The sequence below is a fragment of the Paenibacillus sp. FSL R5-0623 genome (assembly GCF_037974265.1).
GTDB lineage: Bacteria > Bacillota > Bacilli > Paenibacillales > Paenibacillaceae > Paenibacillus.
Genome location: NZ_CP150233.1, coordinates 6,299,500 through 6,315,259, shown reverse-complemented (window position 1 = coordinate 6,315,259; position 15,760 = coordinate 6,299,500). Strand labels below are relative to the sequence as shown.

Genomic DNA, 15,760 nt, shown 5'->3' with positions numbered 1-15,760 from the left:
ACACAGTGGGGCTTACGTATTCCGGAATGAAGAAAAGGGAATAAAAGCGCGGAGGGAACCATGATGAGCAAATTTATCGTCCGCGGTGGCAAAAGGTTGACCGGAAGTGTCAAAGTTAGCGGCGCTAAAAATTCTGTTCTTCCGATCATCGCTGCCTCTCTCTTAGGGGAAGAAGGACAAAGCGTTATTATTGACGCGCCTCCTCTAGACGATGTGATGACGATTAACAAGGTGTTGGAATCGCTGGGAGCGGGAGTTACATACCGGGACGAAGTGATTACCGTAAATGCGGAGAAACTTACTTCCTGTGAAGCCCCGTATGAATGGGTAAGTAAAATGCGGGCGTCTTTCCTGGTCATGGGGCCTTTGTTGACTCGTATGGGTCATACAAGAATCTCACTTCCTGGTGGATGTGCCATCGGTACACGGCCTATTGATCAGCATTTGAAAGGTTTTGAAGCCATGGGCGCAGAGATCAGCTTGGGCCAAGGTTATATCGAAGCTCGTAGCCAAGGACGGTTGCGTGGCGCGAAAATTTATCTGGATGTGGCTTCCGTAGGTGCCACTCAAAATATTATGATGGCTGCAACATTGGCCGAAGGTGTAACTGTTCTGGAGAACGCGGCGAAAGAACCTGAGATTGTGGATCTTGCCAACTTCCTGAATGGAATGGGTGCTATCGTACGTGGTGCTGGTACTGGAGTCATCCGCATTGAAGGTGTGGAGAAACTTAAAGGTGTTACACACACAGTTATTCCGGATCGGGTAGAAGCTGGTACGTATATGGCTGCTGCAGCAATTTCTGGTGGTGACGTGTACATTGAAGGTGCGATCTCTGATCATTTAGGCTCCGTTATCGCGAAGCTTGAAGAGATGGGTGTTACAATCCAACCGGATGAGAATGGCGTGCGTGTAATCGCAGATCGTCCTCTTAAGGCTGTGGATGTGAAAACATTACCATACCCAGGATTCCCGACAGATATGCAATCCCAGATGATGGCACTCTTGCTCGCATCTGAAGGAACAAGTGTCGTGACAGAGACTGTTTTTGAAAACCGATTCATGCATGTGGATGAGTTCCAATTGATGAATGCGGAGATCAAAGTTGAAGGACGTTCGTCCATCATCACAGGTAATGCCAAACTGAAGGGTGCCAAAGTAACGGCTACCGATTTGCGTGCGGGTGCCGCACTCATTATTGCAGGTCTTGTTGCTGAAGGTACAACGGAAGTGGGCGGTACTCATCACATAGACCGTGGTTATGTACATCTCGCTGAGAAGCTTAATGGACTTGGCGCTGACATCTATCGGATCTCGGTTGATGAGCCTAAGCTGGAAGCAACCAAAGCACCTAGTGAAAAAGTGGAGAAAGAAGTACCAATGTTTAAGGTGCAACCAACTTTGGCTTAACACTGGATTGATTAGAAAAAATATGATCCCCCTATGATGAGTCACACAGTTGTGTGGATTATGAATGTGAAGGAACGTATATTGTAAAAAATGATAAAGCTAAGCCATCTGGCTTGGCTTTTTTTGTGTTTACTTTTAAGAAGACAACGAGATATTTGATACCTGATTCTATTAATAGCTGGTCCTAACCTTGTATAGCATAACATTGTTTCTGTATCGATTCTTAACCAAATGAAAGAGTGTACTTTATATAGGGTGTCGGTTCCAATTAAACACCGGTATTCAGCGACAGATCAACGTTTCTAAGATGTACATAGCAAAAGAAAAAAGGAAATTGAACAGAACGAAAAGGGCCTCGTTTCTCTCAAATCAGGTTCTATCAGATCAAGTCAGCTCATAACCTAAACTATGGATTTGAACAACACGACCGGCACATGACCGGCCATAGATAATGGAGGGTTATATTCGAATGAAAGAAGCTCGTGTACAGGTAAAGGTACCCCTTGTCCCTCGTCCAGGTATGCAAGAGCAGGAGGGAAATACCGTTTCTGGAGTGGAAAAAGACAAGCCTGCCCCATCGAACCTGAGGACTGTTCCATCACAGCCTGCAAGTTTCTCCAATCCAGGACGGGTTTCGACAGATGAACTGAACCGGAAGACAACCGAGCATATTCATATACCTGTTATTGAGCTGGACCAATTCCGCCGAGTGAAGCGTCGCCGAATGCGGACATTTGGACGAAAACCCCGATGGGGACGTAATACGAAGCGATGGCAACCTGCCGCCGCTGTATCTGCCTTATTGGCAATGGCGTTGCTGATTCCGGTAATTCTGGTATGGCCCCGGACAAGCGAATCACCAAAGCCGATCCCTGCTCCAACAGATTCAAGCAGTGTAAGGACCCCAGCTCCTGCGCCAGCCGTTCCAGTTACCTACCCTGAACCTAAAGTACGCGTATACCTGTCCGCAACGGGCACAACGATGAATCTGCCATTGGAAGACTATGTTACCGGGGTGGTGGCAGCTGAGATGCCGGCGGAATTCAGACTGGAGGCGTTAAAGGCACAGGCAATAGCTGCTCGGACATTTATCGTGCGTAGGTTAGCTGCGAGTGATACAAGCGGTGTTCCATCGGGGGCGGCGGATGTGACAGATACGGTCAGCCATCAGGTGTTTATTCCGCCAGATCAGGTGAAAGCGGATTGGACGCGTCTAGGGAAGGCGAAGGAATGGGAGAAGCTGCAACAGGCTGTACGCGAAAGTCGAGATACGGTGATGACATATCAGGGCAAGGCAATCACCGCATCCTTTTTTTCCACAAGTAATGGGTATACCGAGAATGCGGAGGATGTGTGGGGGAACGCTGTGCCGTATCTGCAAAGTGTAGACAGTCCGTGGGACAAAAATTTGGCACCAGGATTCAAGCAGACCGTCACCATGAAGCGTAATGATATTCTGCAGAAGTTAAACTTGGATGCCATTCCGGTTACCGCCCAGAAGGGTGGATCGTGGATGGAAGTATTGTCTACAACCAAAGGGCATCGGATTAAGGAAATGCAGATTGCAGGTGAGACATTCAGCGGACCCGAAGTTCGCAAGCTGCTTGGATTAAGATCCAGCCAGTTCAGTTGGAAGACCACAGGTGACGAGGTCCAAATTACAACGTTCGGGTATGGGCATGGGGTTGGCATGAGCCAATGGGGAGCAAACGGCATGGCGCAGGAGGGACACACCGCCACCCAGATTCTCAAACACTATTATACCGGCATTTCATTCGGACAGGCATCCAAGATGCTTGCATCGAAGTAGGAGGGATGAACACGGATAAGGCAAAATAATTTAAATGGATACGAATGTATGCAAATGTATGTGAATGAGAGCAGTATAGGTTTGGAACTCATCAGACTTCCCATACAACATTGGCGCGCTAACGAATCTGAGAGACCTTACTGGGCGTTATCACAGCGAATGGGAATTCTAACAAATCTCAGACATCTCACTTTAACGAACCTAGAGTACCTTACATCTGTATTGTCCAGTCACATCCTATATCATTTCGCTCTCACCGATAAAAGCACTTCATAGAAGGATTGGCCTCTACAGCCAATCCAGACCAGTCTACCAACACCCATTCCGGAGCTTTCGAGATTTGGCTATATATGAGGAGAGTGCTAGTGTATGGGGAGCGCAGGGGATAGAAAAGACCTGTAGAAACAAAGTGTCCGCCTTTACTACCGGATTTCACCTTTGAAGAAGGGGATAGAAGAAATCTGGTAGTAACCAGCGGTCGAAAGGTTTTCTGGCCCCGAAGCGGCGCACCAACTAGCTGCACACACACTCCATATATAGCACTCTCTGAAACTTCCGTGAAAATAATTAGAGTCGCGCGTGTATAAAAGAGTTGCACCCGGTAACACTTGTTACTGAGGTGATTAACATGAATGAACAAAACAAAAAAACAATCCAAGAAGAAACTCCTAAAACAACTCAAGGAGTACCGGCTAGTCAGCCCTCTTCATGGAAAAGAGCAATGTCCAAACGCTGGGTCTTCCCGGCAGCCTACATCGCAGCAGCAGGCATTATACTAACCTTAGTGTGGGTCTATCAGGGCACAGGCGACAAAACGCTGAACTCGGACCCTGCTAGCGGGGTAGTTGAAACAGGCGCATTGGCGGGTACAGAAGGAACAGCAGTAGGCGGAGAAGAAGAAAGTGTGGAAGTTGTTGCAAAGTCGGAGAATTTTGTATGGCCGGTAGCGGTACCGTCCGAAATTTCGGTAGTAAAGCCTTTCTATGATAGCGAAGCTTCAACCGAGGAACATGAAGCGGCAATGGTGCAGTACAATGATACATTCATCCCGAACACAGGTGTGGATCTGGCACGTGGGGATAACAAAACGTTTGAAGTCAAAGCAGCGCTTGCCGGTAAAGTTACCCGGGTTGAGCAAAATCCGCTCACAGGTCAAGTTGTGGAAATCACACACAGCGATAACCTGAAAACGGTATACCAAAGCTTGGCAGACGTCAAAGTGAAACAGGACGACGAAGTGAAACAGGGAGATGCGATTGCATCCGCTGGCGTCAATGAATTGGGTAAAACGCTTGGCAACCACCTTCACTTTGAAGTGTACGAAGACGGACAGCCAGTTAACCCGCAAGGATATCTTCCGGAAAAATAAATGAATTTTACCGCAGCAACATGACGGGCAGAGGGTTAAACCTCTGCTCTTTTTGTGCTTTTCAGAAAATAATGGGACCTTCGAAGCTTGTCACACCTCTAAACCGCGAATATATAGGCATGCTCCTCATATAATGTACCAAACTATCCACACAGTAGGGAGGCGGGAGCGTGCACGATTACATCAAGGAACGGACCATCAAAATTGGTCGCTGCATTGTTGAGACGAGGAATACGGTCCGTACCATAGCCAAGGAATTCGGCGTGTCAAAGAGTACTGTGCATAAGGATCTGACGGAGCGTCTGCCGGAAATCAACCCTGATCTTGCTGACCAGGTGAAACACATTTTGGAGTATCACAAGTCGATCCGCCATTTGCGGGGCGGTGAGGCGACCAAAATCAAATACAAAAAAACGAGTGGCAAGAAACGTGAGGTGTTGGCTTCCGCCAAATCGTAAGCCTCTTCTTAAAGACGTAGGCCAAAAAGCTCACACATGCATTGAATCCCTCCCCTGAAGTATGATATGTTAAATGCTGGTACAGGATCGAATTATGACATCTTATCAGCCCGATTTTTACATATATATGTTGCACTTTGTCGAACGAGCGGTGACGTGATAAGGGACTCTTTTTCACAGGATACGCTGACCAAATAATATCACTTTGGGGGCTCTTTTATGTTTAGCAAGGATATCGGTATTGATCTTGGCACGGCGAACGTGCTTATTCACGTGAAAGGAAGTGGGGTTGTCCTCGATGAACCTTCCGTCGTGACCATTGAAAGAGATACGAAGCGTGTCCTTGCTGTTGGGGAAGAAGCGCGTCGTATGGTGGGGCGTACTCCAGGTAACATTGTTGCCATTAGACCGCTGCGTGACGGCGTTATTGCGGACTTCGAGATTACAGAAGCGATGCTCAGACATTTCATTAATCGTGTGGGTGCAAGAAGCTGGTACAGCCACCCTCGGATTTTGATCTGTGCACCAACGAACATTACTTCCGTGGAGCAGAAGGCCATCCGTGAGGCGGCAGAACGCAGTGGTGCCAAAGAAGTGTTTCTGGAAGAAGAGCCGAAAGCGGCAGCGATCGGTGCGGGAATGGATATTTTTCAGCCGAGCGGCAATATGGTCGTGGATATCGGCGGCGGTACGACTGACGTTGCAGTCCTTTCTATGGGCGACGTGGTCACCGCCTCTTCTATTAAAGTTGCAGGGGACAAGTTCGACGAAGCCATTATCAAGTTTATCAAAGCCAAGTACAAGCTCATGATCGGAGAACGGACCGCTGAAGATCTCAAAATTGCGATTGGTTCCGTGCATCCGGATGGAGGCCAAACGGAGATGGATATTCGCGGACGCGATATGGTATCCGGTCTGCCAGTTACTGTAACGGTATCGGGAAAAGAAGTACAGGAAGCACTGTGGGATTCCGTTCAATCCATCATCGTGGCAGCCAAATCGGTATTGGAACGTACACCGCCTGAATTGTCAGCGGACATTATCGACCGTGGTGTTGTATTGACTGGCGGAGGAGCATTGCTGAATGGACTGGACGAGCTTTTGTCCAATGAATTGCATGTACCGGTATGGGTTGCGGAAGATCCAATGCACTGTGTCGTGAAGGGGACAGGCATAATGCTTAATAATTTGGATCAGGTGGTTAAGAAAAAGTTCTAATCTGCCGATATAAATAGCAAAGGTTCGCCATGCTCGGCAAGCAGAACGGACAAGCAGCCAACCTGCGATGCAGGTCAAGCGCTTGAGGAGAGGGGTTAATTCATGTTAAGAGGTCTGTACACCGCTACTGCGGGAATGATTACGCAACAACGCCGCCATGACACAGCAACACAGAATATCGTAAATATGAACACCACGGGATATAAACAGGTGAACAGCGTAAGCCGTTCCTTCCCGGAAATGCTCATTACTTTGGTAGGTGGAGATGCAAATCTTCCAACAAAGCGGCTGGGCAAGCTGAACACGGGGGTGTTCGCGGAAGAGAGTTTGTCCATGAATTTGCAGGGGACCATTATGGAGACTGGGCAGAAAAATGATTTTTCCATTTCATCCAATATGACGGTCAATGATCCGCAGACTGGACAACCTGTCCCGTTTGACGCATCAGGCAAATTTGTACGGGCCGACGGCACGGTAACTTACCAGCCTCAGGCGTATTTTACAGTTCAGGATGCAGAAGGTAACACCGGATATACACGCGATGGTCACTTCGAGATCACAGGAACGGGACAATTACTGAGTTCAACAGGTTCACAAGTGTTGGATAATAATGGACAACCTGTAGTGTTGACAGGTTCCGTAGAGCAATTTAAAGTGGATGAGCAAGGCCGTCTCGTGGATGCAGCAACAGGTGCACCAACAGGGGTTACTCTTGGCATTAGTGTCATTGACCAGCCGAATCAACTGGTTCGTCAAGGTAATGGCAATTTCAGTCTTAGCGATGCAAACGGGGCAACGTCCCGGATGATGGCTGCCGGTGATAATGTGCAGATCCGTCAGGGGTACCTGGAAGGCTCCAATGTGGATGCTTCACAGGCAACGGTTGATATGAACGCTGCATACCGTGCGTATGAAGCAAACCAGAAGATCGTGCAATTCTATGACCGCAGTCTGGATAAAGCCGTCAATGAAGTCGGGCGTGTATAACGCTGACCTTTAAATATAACCGCGCAGCGGGAGGGTAACCACCGATGAATAATTCTATGATTAGTGCCAAGGTGTCCATGACTGCCATACAGCAGCGTCTGGATGTCATTTCCGATAATATTGCCAACGTGAATACGGCAGGCTATAAGAGCAAACAAGCGGCCTTCGAGGATGTGCTCACCCGGGTTCAACAACAACCGGACAAGTACAAACTGGATGGACGTTCCACACCGATGGGATATAACCTCGGTTTTGGTGCTCGTTTAGCAGATGTAACGAAGGATATGTCTCAAGGTCCCTTGAACGAGACTGGCCTTCCGACGGATCTGGCCATTGAGGGAAATGCGATGTTTGCGGTTGAAGCGAATGGGGAGAAAATGTGGACACGTCAGGGTGCATTTCATTTTGTACCTGATACAAGACCTAAGCCTACTCCGAACTCACCAGATATGATGGTGATGGTCAATGGCGAAGGCCACTTTGCCCTGGATCGTCAAGGCAATCGTATTACGGCACCGAATAATAGCAAAGTTGCTTTTGATGAAAATGGCAACCTGTTAATCCGACGCGGTAATGCGGCAAACGCAACCATTGGAGCACAGTTGCAAGTGGTAGACATTGAACGTCCAGAGGGGCTGGTGCAGTTTGCGGATAACCTGTTTGGTCTGGATGCGGGATTAACCGAAGATGATGTATTTGGCGCTAATGCAGCTACACGTCAAGCAGCTGCCTTGATCCGTCCAGGATTCCTGGAGCAATCTAATGTTGATCTAACACAGGAGATGTCTTTGCTTATGCAAGGACAGCGGACATATCAGCTGGCGGCAAAGGCGCTAACTTCAAGTGATTCCATGTTGGGTCTTGCCAACAATATGAGAGCGTAAAAGGTGAATGTGATGACAGAAACACAGCAGCAGAACAGTAAGCCGGAGAAAAAGGAAGTCAAGAAGAAGAAGAGTGGATGGCGCATCGCAAGATGGTTCCTGGTTCCTGTCCTGCTTGTTCTTGCCCTCGCTGGCGGAATGGTAGCTGGATATGTGGTACTGGGCAAACAGGATATCGGTTCCGTATGGCAATGGAGTACATGGGAACATGTATATAATCTGGTATTCGCTCCATAATGTAACGAGTTAAGCGAAAACTCCTGCGCAGGCAGGAGTTTTCTTTTTGACGTTGAAAACAGTATAATGATGGATGACGTTTCATAGCAAAAGAGGCCTCCCCTGCGAAAGACATTCGTCATCGCGAAGAGAGACCCCTTATCTTAACCTTCACTACTGCAGTCATGAAGGATATAACTAGTGTTAACCGAAAATATGCTTTCCATACAAAATTCAAAAATTAAAAACCTTTTATATGAGCTTCGACTTGATCATAATCAGGTTTTCCATGTCCGCACTAAAGTCAGTGAAGGGAACGGAATCGTTCGAAAGAAGCGAAGCGCTCGCCTTTGTTTCCTAATGTTATCCATCTGAAAAATAGTTCAGAAACATTAGGAAACAACAGCGATCGAAAGAACGATCCGTAACCGTAACGGTCACCTATGCGCACATGAAAAATCCATGATGAAGAACGCTCATATAAACATCCCGAGAGGAGATTAAACTGTGCTCGATATCAAACAGATTCAAGAAATCATCCCGCACCGCCCCCCGTTTCTGCTGGTGGACAAGATTCTAGAGATTGAGGATGGCAAACGTGCCGTTGGTTTGAAAAACGTAACCATTAACGAACCTTTCTTCATTGGTCATTTCCCAGAGTATCCGGTAATGCCGGGTGTACTGATTACAGAAGCGCTGGCGCAAGTTGGTGCGGTAGCCATTCTGAATTTGGAAGGCAACAAAGGAAAAATCGGATTTTTGGCGGGACTGGACAACTTCCGATTCCGTGGACAAGTTGTGCCCGGAGATACATTGATTCTGGAAGTGGAGATTACACGTCTGAAGGGTTCTATCGGTAAAGGTAAAGCAACTGCCCGAGTGAACGACAAAGTGGTCGCTGAAGGCGAGATCATGTTTGCACTGTCTGACCCAAGCTGATTACATACGTGAGCATTTACATCATGCAGGAACGTAGACGGACCAAATGATGCAAGATGCTGAAGTAACTCAGCACACCTGAATTTATATAGACGGAAGGGGTTTATCGGAATGGAACAGTTAAGCACAGCAGCAGCAGAGACGTTGCAGCAATGGTTGGAGGATGCTTCGATTGATGAAGCAACGAAACAGGAGCTTCGTGACTTGCAGGATCAGCCGAAAGAGCTGGAGGAACGTTTTTATAGAAACCTGGAGTTTGGTACAGGTGGATTGCGCGGAGTCATTGGTGCCGGAAGCAACCGGATGAACCGTTACACCGTAGGTCGGGCAACGCAAGGATTTGCGCGTTATTTGCTTGAGCAGCATGGTGACCAAGAAGGCAAACCTTCTGTTGTCATTGCTCATGATTCCCGTCATTTCTCACCTGAATTCACACTGGATGCTGCGCTTGTACTGGCTGGAAACGGCATCGTAGCCAAGCTGTTCCCATCCCTGCGTTCAACTCCTGAGTTGTCATTTGCGGTGCGTAATCAGAAGGCTACTGGCGGAATCGTCGTAACAGCGAGTCATAACCCACCGGAATATAACGGCTACAAAGTCTACAATCATGAGGGCGGTCAATTGGTTCCGGATGAAGCGGAAAAAGTCATTCAGTACATTCAGGAAGTCCCTTCCCTTGCTGACGTGAAGAAGCTGACGCAAGAAGAAGCAGAAGCTCAAGGACTCCTGATCTGGTTGGGTGAAGACCAAGACCAAGCGTTTGTGGATACCGTAGCGAGCCGCAGTCTGAGCCGTGAACTGATCCAATCCGGCATAGGCCGTGATTTCAAAATCGTTTACACACCGCTTCACGGAACAGGTAACATTCCTGTACGTCGCGTGCTGGAGCAGATCGGATTCGAGCAAGTGCACATTGTAGCTGAACAAGAACAGCCGGATGCTGAGTTCTCTACCGTGAAATCCCCTAACCCGGAAGAACGCGAAGCGTTTACGCTTGCAATGAAGCTGGGAGAATCCGTAGGCGCTGACATTCTGATCGGAACAGATCCGGATGCAGACCGTATGGGTGCTGTCGTGAAAGATAATGATGGCAAATATTTCGTCTTGTCCGGTAACCAGTCTGGTGCCATTATGGTACATTACCTGCTCAGTCGCCTGCAAGAGACCGGAACACTCCCAAGTAACGGTGCGGTTGTGAAAACAATCGTAACAAGTGAGATGGGTGCTGTCATTGCTGAACATTACGGTGCAGAAGTGATGAACACACTGACAGGCTTCAAATATATTGGTGAAAAAATGAACCAGTTCGAAGCAACAGGAAGTCATACTTTCTTGTTCGGATATGAAGAGAGTTATGGCTACCTTTCAGGTAACTATGCCCGCGACAAGGATGCTGTCCTTGCCTCGATGCTGATTGCTGAAGCCGCTGCGTATTATAAGAGTCAAGGCAAGACGTTGTATGATGTCTTGCAAGAGCTGTACAACCAATTCGGATACTTCTTGGAGAAGCTTGAATCCCGTACGCTGAAAGGCAAAGACGGCGTAGCTCAGATTCAGGCCAAAATGACGGACTGGCGTTCCAATCCGCCACAAGAAGTAGCGGGAATTGCTGTACAAGATGTACTGGACTACTCCCTTGGTCTGGACGGTCTTCCGAAGGAGAACGTACTGAAGTTCATTTTGGCAGACGGTTCATGGTTCTGCTTGCGCCCTTCAGGAACAGAACCGAAGATCAAAGTATACTTCGCCGTGCGTGGAGAGAATTTGGAAGATGCGGAAAGCCGGATCGAGCGTCTGGTGACTACCGTAATGTCGCGTGTAGACGCACAATAATAATAATGCAACAATGAGCAAGAACATGAGAAGGCCTCTCCGCACCGTAAGGTTGGTTGGCGGAGGGGTTTTTCTTTGAAATAATATTACAGATGGATCTATATAAATTGAACTGAACATTTACACGAGAACGTAGAGGGCAGAAATAACCTGAAGAAGTGGAACTAAAAGCTTTCTAAGAGAAAGCTACATCGGAAGGATATGCTTCGCCTTTATCACCAGATTTTCACCTTTATTAAAAGTGAATCAAAAAAATCGGGGGATAACAGCGACCGGAAGGTTGTTCTGTCATCGAAGTGGCAAGTGTAAATAATGCTTTAGTTCAATCTATCTAGCATATAAGAGGGCTTGTTGACACAAGCTGTTTGTATCCTATTATTGTATAAATGTTAATTGAACGAATTACTTGAGCTGAACGTGCATTTGGTTCCAACACTTGAGGAGGTACATGTAGTGCGTCAAAAATGGCTTTATTGGAATAACGCTTCTCGGAAGTGGTTGTGGCTCGTCGTTATTATCGGTCTGGTTGCGTCCATCCCTGTAATCAGTGATCGGGTGCAGACGGAATCTTCTGCCAAAAAGGTAGAGCTTGTTTTCAACTATCGGGGTCTTCTGGATATCTCCGCCTATCAGGCACATCCGCAAGATTTTATGAATGAACAATTGACTCGTCTGAAAGACGCAGGCGTAACAACGATGGCTGTGTTCGAAAGTACATTGGACGAGCTGAGAAAGACACGCCGACTAATGGTATATAATGGTCAGGATCTCGCGAACCTGACCAAAAATGTGATTCCTTCTAATGAAAATTACACGTATGTGTTATTTACATCGGAGGAAAATGCACAGACGTATACCCCTATTATTGAACAAACGTTCGCTGATCGGCAGATTCCGGTAGTACCATGGGAATATGAAGGTCGTAGCGGCTTAATATTGCAGACTCCTCCAGAGAATGCCAACATGCAGCCTTTGCAGCCCGATCCGGTTGCTGTGAAGATGCTGCGTGATAAAGGTTTCTACATTTTGCCGCGGATCTCGGACAGTGTGCCATACAGCCAGGAATCGATGGAGCGCTTGCTTACCTTCTTCGAAGAGAATGGCGTAAAGCGCATCTTGTTTGATGGGGATGCTGTGAAAGGGTACAATGATAATGCAGAGATGAAAAGTCTCGACCAATTCGCACAGTTGCTGAACAAGCACAATATTGGTCTTGCAGCCATCGAGAACTTGAAGAAACCGCAGTCTGGGTTCCAGACCCTCGCTTATAAAACGGATTACAACGTTACGCGTCTGTACTCGCTTAGTGATGGAGATGCCAATCTGGACGTTGATGTCATTGCTGACCGTTTTGTTCTCGCAACCAAGGATCGTAACATTCGTATGCTCTATATGAATGCATCGCCAAGCCGGAATACAGCAAAGGCCATGATTACAGATCCAATTGAGAATCTGATCAATAGCCTAGGTGAGCCGGGTCATGCGGTAGAACGCATGGCGAAGCATGGATTCGAGCTAGGACAAGCAGAAGCATTTACAGTTAAGGATTCTTCGATTCAGCGTTATGCCAAGCTGGTTGCTCTTGTAGGTGCAATTGCTATGATTGCACTTATGGTTTCTTATTTTATCCCACTACTGACTTTGATCGCATTTGTGGTTGCTTTGGTGGGCAGTGCAGGATTGTTCCTCTTGAAACCAACGCTGCTGGAGCAAGGAATCGCCTTGCTTGTGGCAATTGCCGCGCCGACCATAGCGATGGTGCTGGCCGTTCGGACAGTGAACTATCAGCAACAGCGTCAACCCGACGCATCTGCAGGTCGTCGTTTGAAACAAACGTTAATTTTATATGTAAGAACTTCGATTCTGTCATTCCTGGCGGTACCTTTTGTCATCGCGTTGCTTAACAGTATTACGTACAGTCTGGTGATTAACCAGTTCCGCGGCGTGAGTTTGTTGCACTTTGCACCTATGGCACTGGTAGCGATTTACATTGTGTTTTATCGTGGTTCGGGTTCGTTCTCTATTAAGAAAATTAAAGAAATGCTTCGTATGCCAATTAATGTGTTAATGGTTGTTTTGGCGCTTGTTGCTGCCGTTGTTGGGTACTATTACTTGAGCCGTACAGGCAACTCGGGTTCAGTAACGCCATTCGAGATGTTCCTTCGTACCACGTTGGAGGATACGTTCGGTGTGCGGCCGAGATTCAAAGAATTTATGCTGGGACACCCGCTATTTATCGTTGGCGTGTTCGCCGCTTTAAAATATCGTAAAGTCATCTTTGTGCTCATTATTGCAGCGATTGGACAGTTGTCCATGGTGGATACGTTCGCGCATATCCATACGCCGGCTGTATTGTCACTCATTCGTGGAGTGATGGGATTGGGACTTGGCTTAATCTTCGGTATCATTGCTGTGGGTGTGTGGCAAGTAGCGGAAGGATGTTGGAAAAAATGGTCACCACTTCTCAAAAGTTAGTCATCTCGGGGTATTACGGATTCCGCAATAGCGGAGACGAAGCGGTGCTAAAGTCGATTTTGACAGCGCTGGAAGAGGAAAGCCAAAGGTCGAACATAACCATTGAACCTATTGTTCTCTCGGGTGATCCCGAGTCGACAACCGCCATGTACGGTGTGCGCTCCGTGCATCGTATGAAATTGAAGGAAGTCCGTGAAGCACTCAAGGAGAGCGACGGGTTAATCAGTGGCGGAGGAAGTCTATTGCAGGATGCAACTGGACTGAAATCCATTCCTTATTATCTGGGTGTAATTAAGCTGGCCCAGTGGCTGAAAAAACCAACATTTATCTATGCACAGGGGATTGGCCCTGTGCATCGTAAAATTTTTAATCCGATGATCAAATCGGTTTTTAAGGCCTGCACCTATTTATCCGTTCGGGATGAACAATCTGCAGACTACCTGCGTGGGCTCGGGTTACAGTGGAATCAGATCCATGTTGTACCCGACCCAGTAATGGGTTTGCCATTACCTGAAACAAATTCGAAAGCTGTAGCTGGCGCTACTTCAGCAGATGCTGCTAACCAGGCTAATCGAGTGGAACCTTCAACTGGAGAACATACCAAGCTTCCTGTGATCGGCGTATCGGTACGTTTCTGGGAGTCAGACCGGAAGGAACTTACGGCTATTGCTGCCGGATTGAAAAAGCTGTGCTCCAAAAGAGCAGTGCACTTGCGTTTTCTACCATTTCATTTGCCAGTTGATGAACAGGCATCACGATTCCTTATGGAAATGCTCGGTGATGTGACCAGCAAAGGCAGTGAGATTAGCATCACACAGGATCTGACCGACCCTCAGCTTATGCTGGAGGAAGTCAGCAAGTGTGATCTCGTCATCGGTATGCGTCTGCACAGTCTGATCTATGCAGCTTCGCAGTATGTGCCTCCGGTGGGCATCTCGTATGATCCGAAAATTGATCAATTCCTGCTTCGTCTGGATAGTGAACCAGCAGGCAATACGGATACACTAGATGGTGACAAACTCGCCAAGACTGTTGTTAGACTGCTGGATCAACGTTCACAGTGGTTGAAGGAACATGAAGAAGGTATCACCCAACTGAAGCAGGAAGCCAGAGTGCCTGCACAGCAAATTATTAACTATTTAGGCCGCAAAGGATGAGATAAAGATGAGTCAGACCGGATCAATACCTACCGTTTCGATCTACGGCATTCCTTTTTCCAAACTGACGATGAAAGAAACGGTGAAGGTTCTCCAGGAAGCTGTGCTGTCCAAGCAGACACCACATCAGGTCATTACAGCCAATCCAATTATGGTCATGGCCGCATTGGAAAATCCCGCAATCATGGAAGTCATGCAAGCTGCGGAATTGATTGTTCCTGATGGAACAGGTGTCGTATGGGCTGCGAATTATTGTGGAGATCCTGTAGCTGAGCGAGTGCCGGGATTTGAGCTTTTACATGAATTGCTGCGTGTTGGAGAAAACTATCGATGGGGTGTATATCTGCTGGGTTCCACACCTGAGGTGATTCAAGAAACGGCAGTTCGGTTACAACAGCAATATCCGGCGATTCGAATTGTAGGTTATCGCGACGGTTATTTTGGTCCGGCTGAGGATGAACAGGTCATCGCTTCCATTCGGGAAGCGGCACCTGATCTGTTGTTTGTAGCACGTGGGGCGGACACCCAAGAACCGTGGATTCACAAGCACAAAGATGCACTACAGGTTCCTGTAACCATGGGCGTTGGCGGCAGCTTTGATGTGATTTCGGGCAAAGCCAAACGTGCGCCTATGCTGTTCCAAAAGTTAAGACTGGAGTGGTTCTATCGCTTATTGCGTGAACCAAGCCGGGCTGGCCGGATGCTTGCGCTTCCGAAATTCGCTGTTAAGGTGATGCGTGACAAAGAAAACGTGACGAAAGTCCGTTAAAAACAGGTAATTGCGAGATAAATGCGTGTTTTTGCTAGAAATTGAGGATGGCTTTTCGGGTGTGATGAGCGTATAATTCATTCCGGATTACATGTGTGCCACTCCATGAAAAACGGAAGTTGTTGCATACGGCCACTTCGATGTCAGAATAACCTTTTGATCGCTGTTATCTCTGGATTTCTTTTATCCACCTTTGCAAGGTTGAAATCCCGCGATAAATGCGAACGCTACAATT

General features: G+C 47.5%; 13 protein-coding genes. All 13 read left to right on the top strand.

Going from position 1 to position 15,760, the window contains the following annotated elements:
* Positions 1-63 precede the first annotated feature (63 nt).
* The 13 genes from murA to MKY92_RS27590 all read left to right on the top strand — a co-directional run bounded on the left by murA (position 64) and on the right by MKY92_RS27590 (position 15,525).
* Positions 64-1,410, top strand: a complete 1,347-nt coding sequence (murA, locus tag MKY92_RS27650) for a UDP-N-acetylglucosamine 1-carboxyvinyltransferase (RefSeq protein WP_339301924.1) — start codon at positions 64-66, stop codon at positions 1,408-1,410.
* Between the two features lie 469 nt (positions 1,411-1,879).
* Positions 1,880-3,220 (top strand): stage II sporulation protein D, encoded by a 1,341-nt coding sequence (gene spoIID / locus MKY92_RS27645; protein ID WP_339298323.1) that lies wholly within the window; start codon positions 1,880-1,882, stop codon positions 3,218-3,220.
* A gap of 628 nt (positions 3,221-3,848) precedes the next feature.
* Positions 3,849-4,589 (top strand): M23 family metallopeptidase, encoded by a 741-nt coding sequence (locus tag MKY92_RS27640; RefSeq protein WP_339298322.1) that lies wholly within the window; start codon positions 3,849-3,851, stop codon positions 4,587-4,589.
* A 170-nt stretch (positions 4,590-4,759) separates the two neighbouring features.
* The gene (gene spoIIID, locus MKY92_RS27635) at positions 4,760-5,047 is read left to right on the top strand and encodes a sporulation transcriptional regulator SpoIIID (protein WP_024632710.1); all 288 of its coding nucleotides are present in this window, start codon (positions 4,760-4,762) and stop codon (positions 5,045-5,047) included.
* A 219-nt stretch (positions 5,048-5,266) separates the two neighbouring features.
* Positions 5,267-6,265, top strand: a complete 999-nt coding sequence (locus tag MKY92_RS27630; RefSeq protein ID WP_076209800.1) for a rod shape-determining protein — start codon at positions 5,267-5,269, stop codon at positions 6,263-6,265.
* A gap of 102 nt (positions 6,266-6,367) precedes the next feature.
* The gene (locus tag MKY92_RS27625) at positions 6,368-7,252 is read left to right on the top strand and encodes a flagellar hook-basal body protein (protein ID WP_339298321.1); all 885 of its coding nucleotides are present in this window, start codon (positions 6,368-6,370) and stop codon (positions 7,250-7,252) included.
* Positions 7,253-7,296: 44 nt separating this feature from the next.
* The gene (locus MKY92_RS27620) at positions 7,297-8,136 is read left to right on the top strand and encodes a flagellar hook-basal body protein (protein ID WP_076319216.1); all 840 of its coding nucleotides are present in this window, start codon (positions 7,297-7,299) and stop codon (positions 8,134-8,136) included.
* 12 nt (positions 8,137-8,148) lie between these two features.
* Positions 8,149-8,373, top strand: coding sequence for a DNA-directed RNA polymerase subunit beta (locus MKY92_RS27615; protein WP_017691949.1), 225 nt, complete (start codon positions 8,149-8,151; stop codon positions 8,371-8,373).
* Between the two features lie 486 nt (positions 8,374-8,859).
* On the top strand, positions 8,860-9,291 hold the full coding sequence (gene fabZ, locus MKY92_RS27610) for a 3-hydroxyacyl-ACP dehydratase FabZ (protein WP_036613058.1): 432 nt from the start codon (positions 8,860-8,862) through the stop codon (positions 9,289-9,291).
* Positions 9,292-9,402: 111 nt separating this feature from the next.
* Positions 9,403-11,124 carry a phospho-sugar mutase gene (locus MKY92_RS27605; protein WP_339298320.1) on the top strand — a complete coding sequence of 574 codons (1,722 nt, stop codon included), beginning with the start codon at positions 9,403-9,405 and terminating at the stop codon, positions 11,122-11,124.
* A 453-nt stretch (positions 11,125-11,577) separates the two neighbouring features.
* Positions 11,578-13,599: a DUF5693 family protein gene (locus tag MKY92_RS27600; RefSeq protein ID WP_339298319.1), complete on the top strand. Its 2,022-nt coding sequence runs from the start codon at positions 11,578-11,580 to the stop codon at positions 13,597-13,599.
* On the top strand, positions 13,575-14,756 hold the full coding sequence (gene csaB, locus MKY92_RS27595) for a polysaccharide pyruvyl transferase CsaB (protein ID WP_339298318.1): 1,182 nt from the start codon (positions 13,575-13,577) through the stop codon (positions 14,754-14,756). Before MKY92_RS27600 ends, csaB begins: the two co-directional genes overlap by 25 nt.
* A gap of 7 nt (positions 14,757-14,763) precedes the next feature.
* Complete coding sequence (locus tag MKY92_RS27590) at positions 14,764-15,525, top strand: WecB/TagA/CpsF family glycosyltransferase (protein WP_339298317.1); 762 nt, start codon at positions 14,764-14,766, stop codon at positions 15,523-15,525.
* The last annotated feature ends 235 nt before the right edge of the window (positions 15,526-15,760 follow it).

Bases quoted from the DNA above. Each gene is read 5' to 3' on its own strand.
- MKY92_RS27625 (WP_339298321.1), top strand. From the start codon at position 6,368: ATGTTAAGAGGTCTGTACACCGCTACTGCGGGAATGATTACGCAACAA.
- MKY92_RS27640 (WP_339298322.1), top strand. From the start codon at position 3,849: ATGAATGAACAAAACAAAAAAACAATCCAAGAAGAAACTCCTAAAACA.
- MKY92_RS27630 (WP_076209800.1), top strand. From the start codon at position 5,267: ATGTTTAGCAAGGATATCGGTATTGATCTTGGCACGGCGAACGTGCTT.
- MKY92_RS27605 (WP_339298320.1), top strand. From the start codon at position 9,403: ATGGAACAGTTAAGCACAGCAGCAGCAGAGACGTTGCAGCAATGGTTG.
- csaB (WP_339298318.1), top strand. From the start codon at position 13,575: ATGGTCACCACTTCTCAAAAGTTAGTCATCTCGGGGTATTACGGATTC.
- MKY92_RS27620 (WP_076319216.1), top strand. From the start codon at position 7,297: ATGAATAATTCTATGATTAGTGCCAAGGTGTCCATGACTGCCATACAG.
- MKY92_RS27590 (WP_339298317.1), top strand. From the start codon at position 14,764: ATGAGTCAGACCGGATCAATACCTACCGTTTCGATCTACGGCATTCCT.
- MKY92_RS27615 (WP_017691949.1), top strand. From the start codon at position 8,149: ATGACAGAAACACAGCAGCAGAACAGTAAGCCGGAGAAAAAGGAAGTC.
- spoIID (WP_339298323.1), top strand. From the start codon at position 1,880: ATGAAAGAAGCTCGTGTACAGGTAAAGGTACCCCTTGTCCCTCGTCCA.
- murA (WP_339301924.1), top strand. From the start codon at position 64: ATGAGCAAATTTATCGTCCGCGGTGGCAAAAGGTTGACCGGAAGTGTC.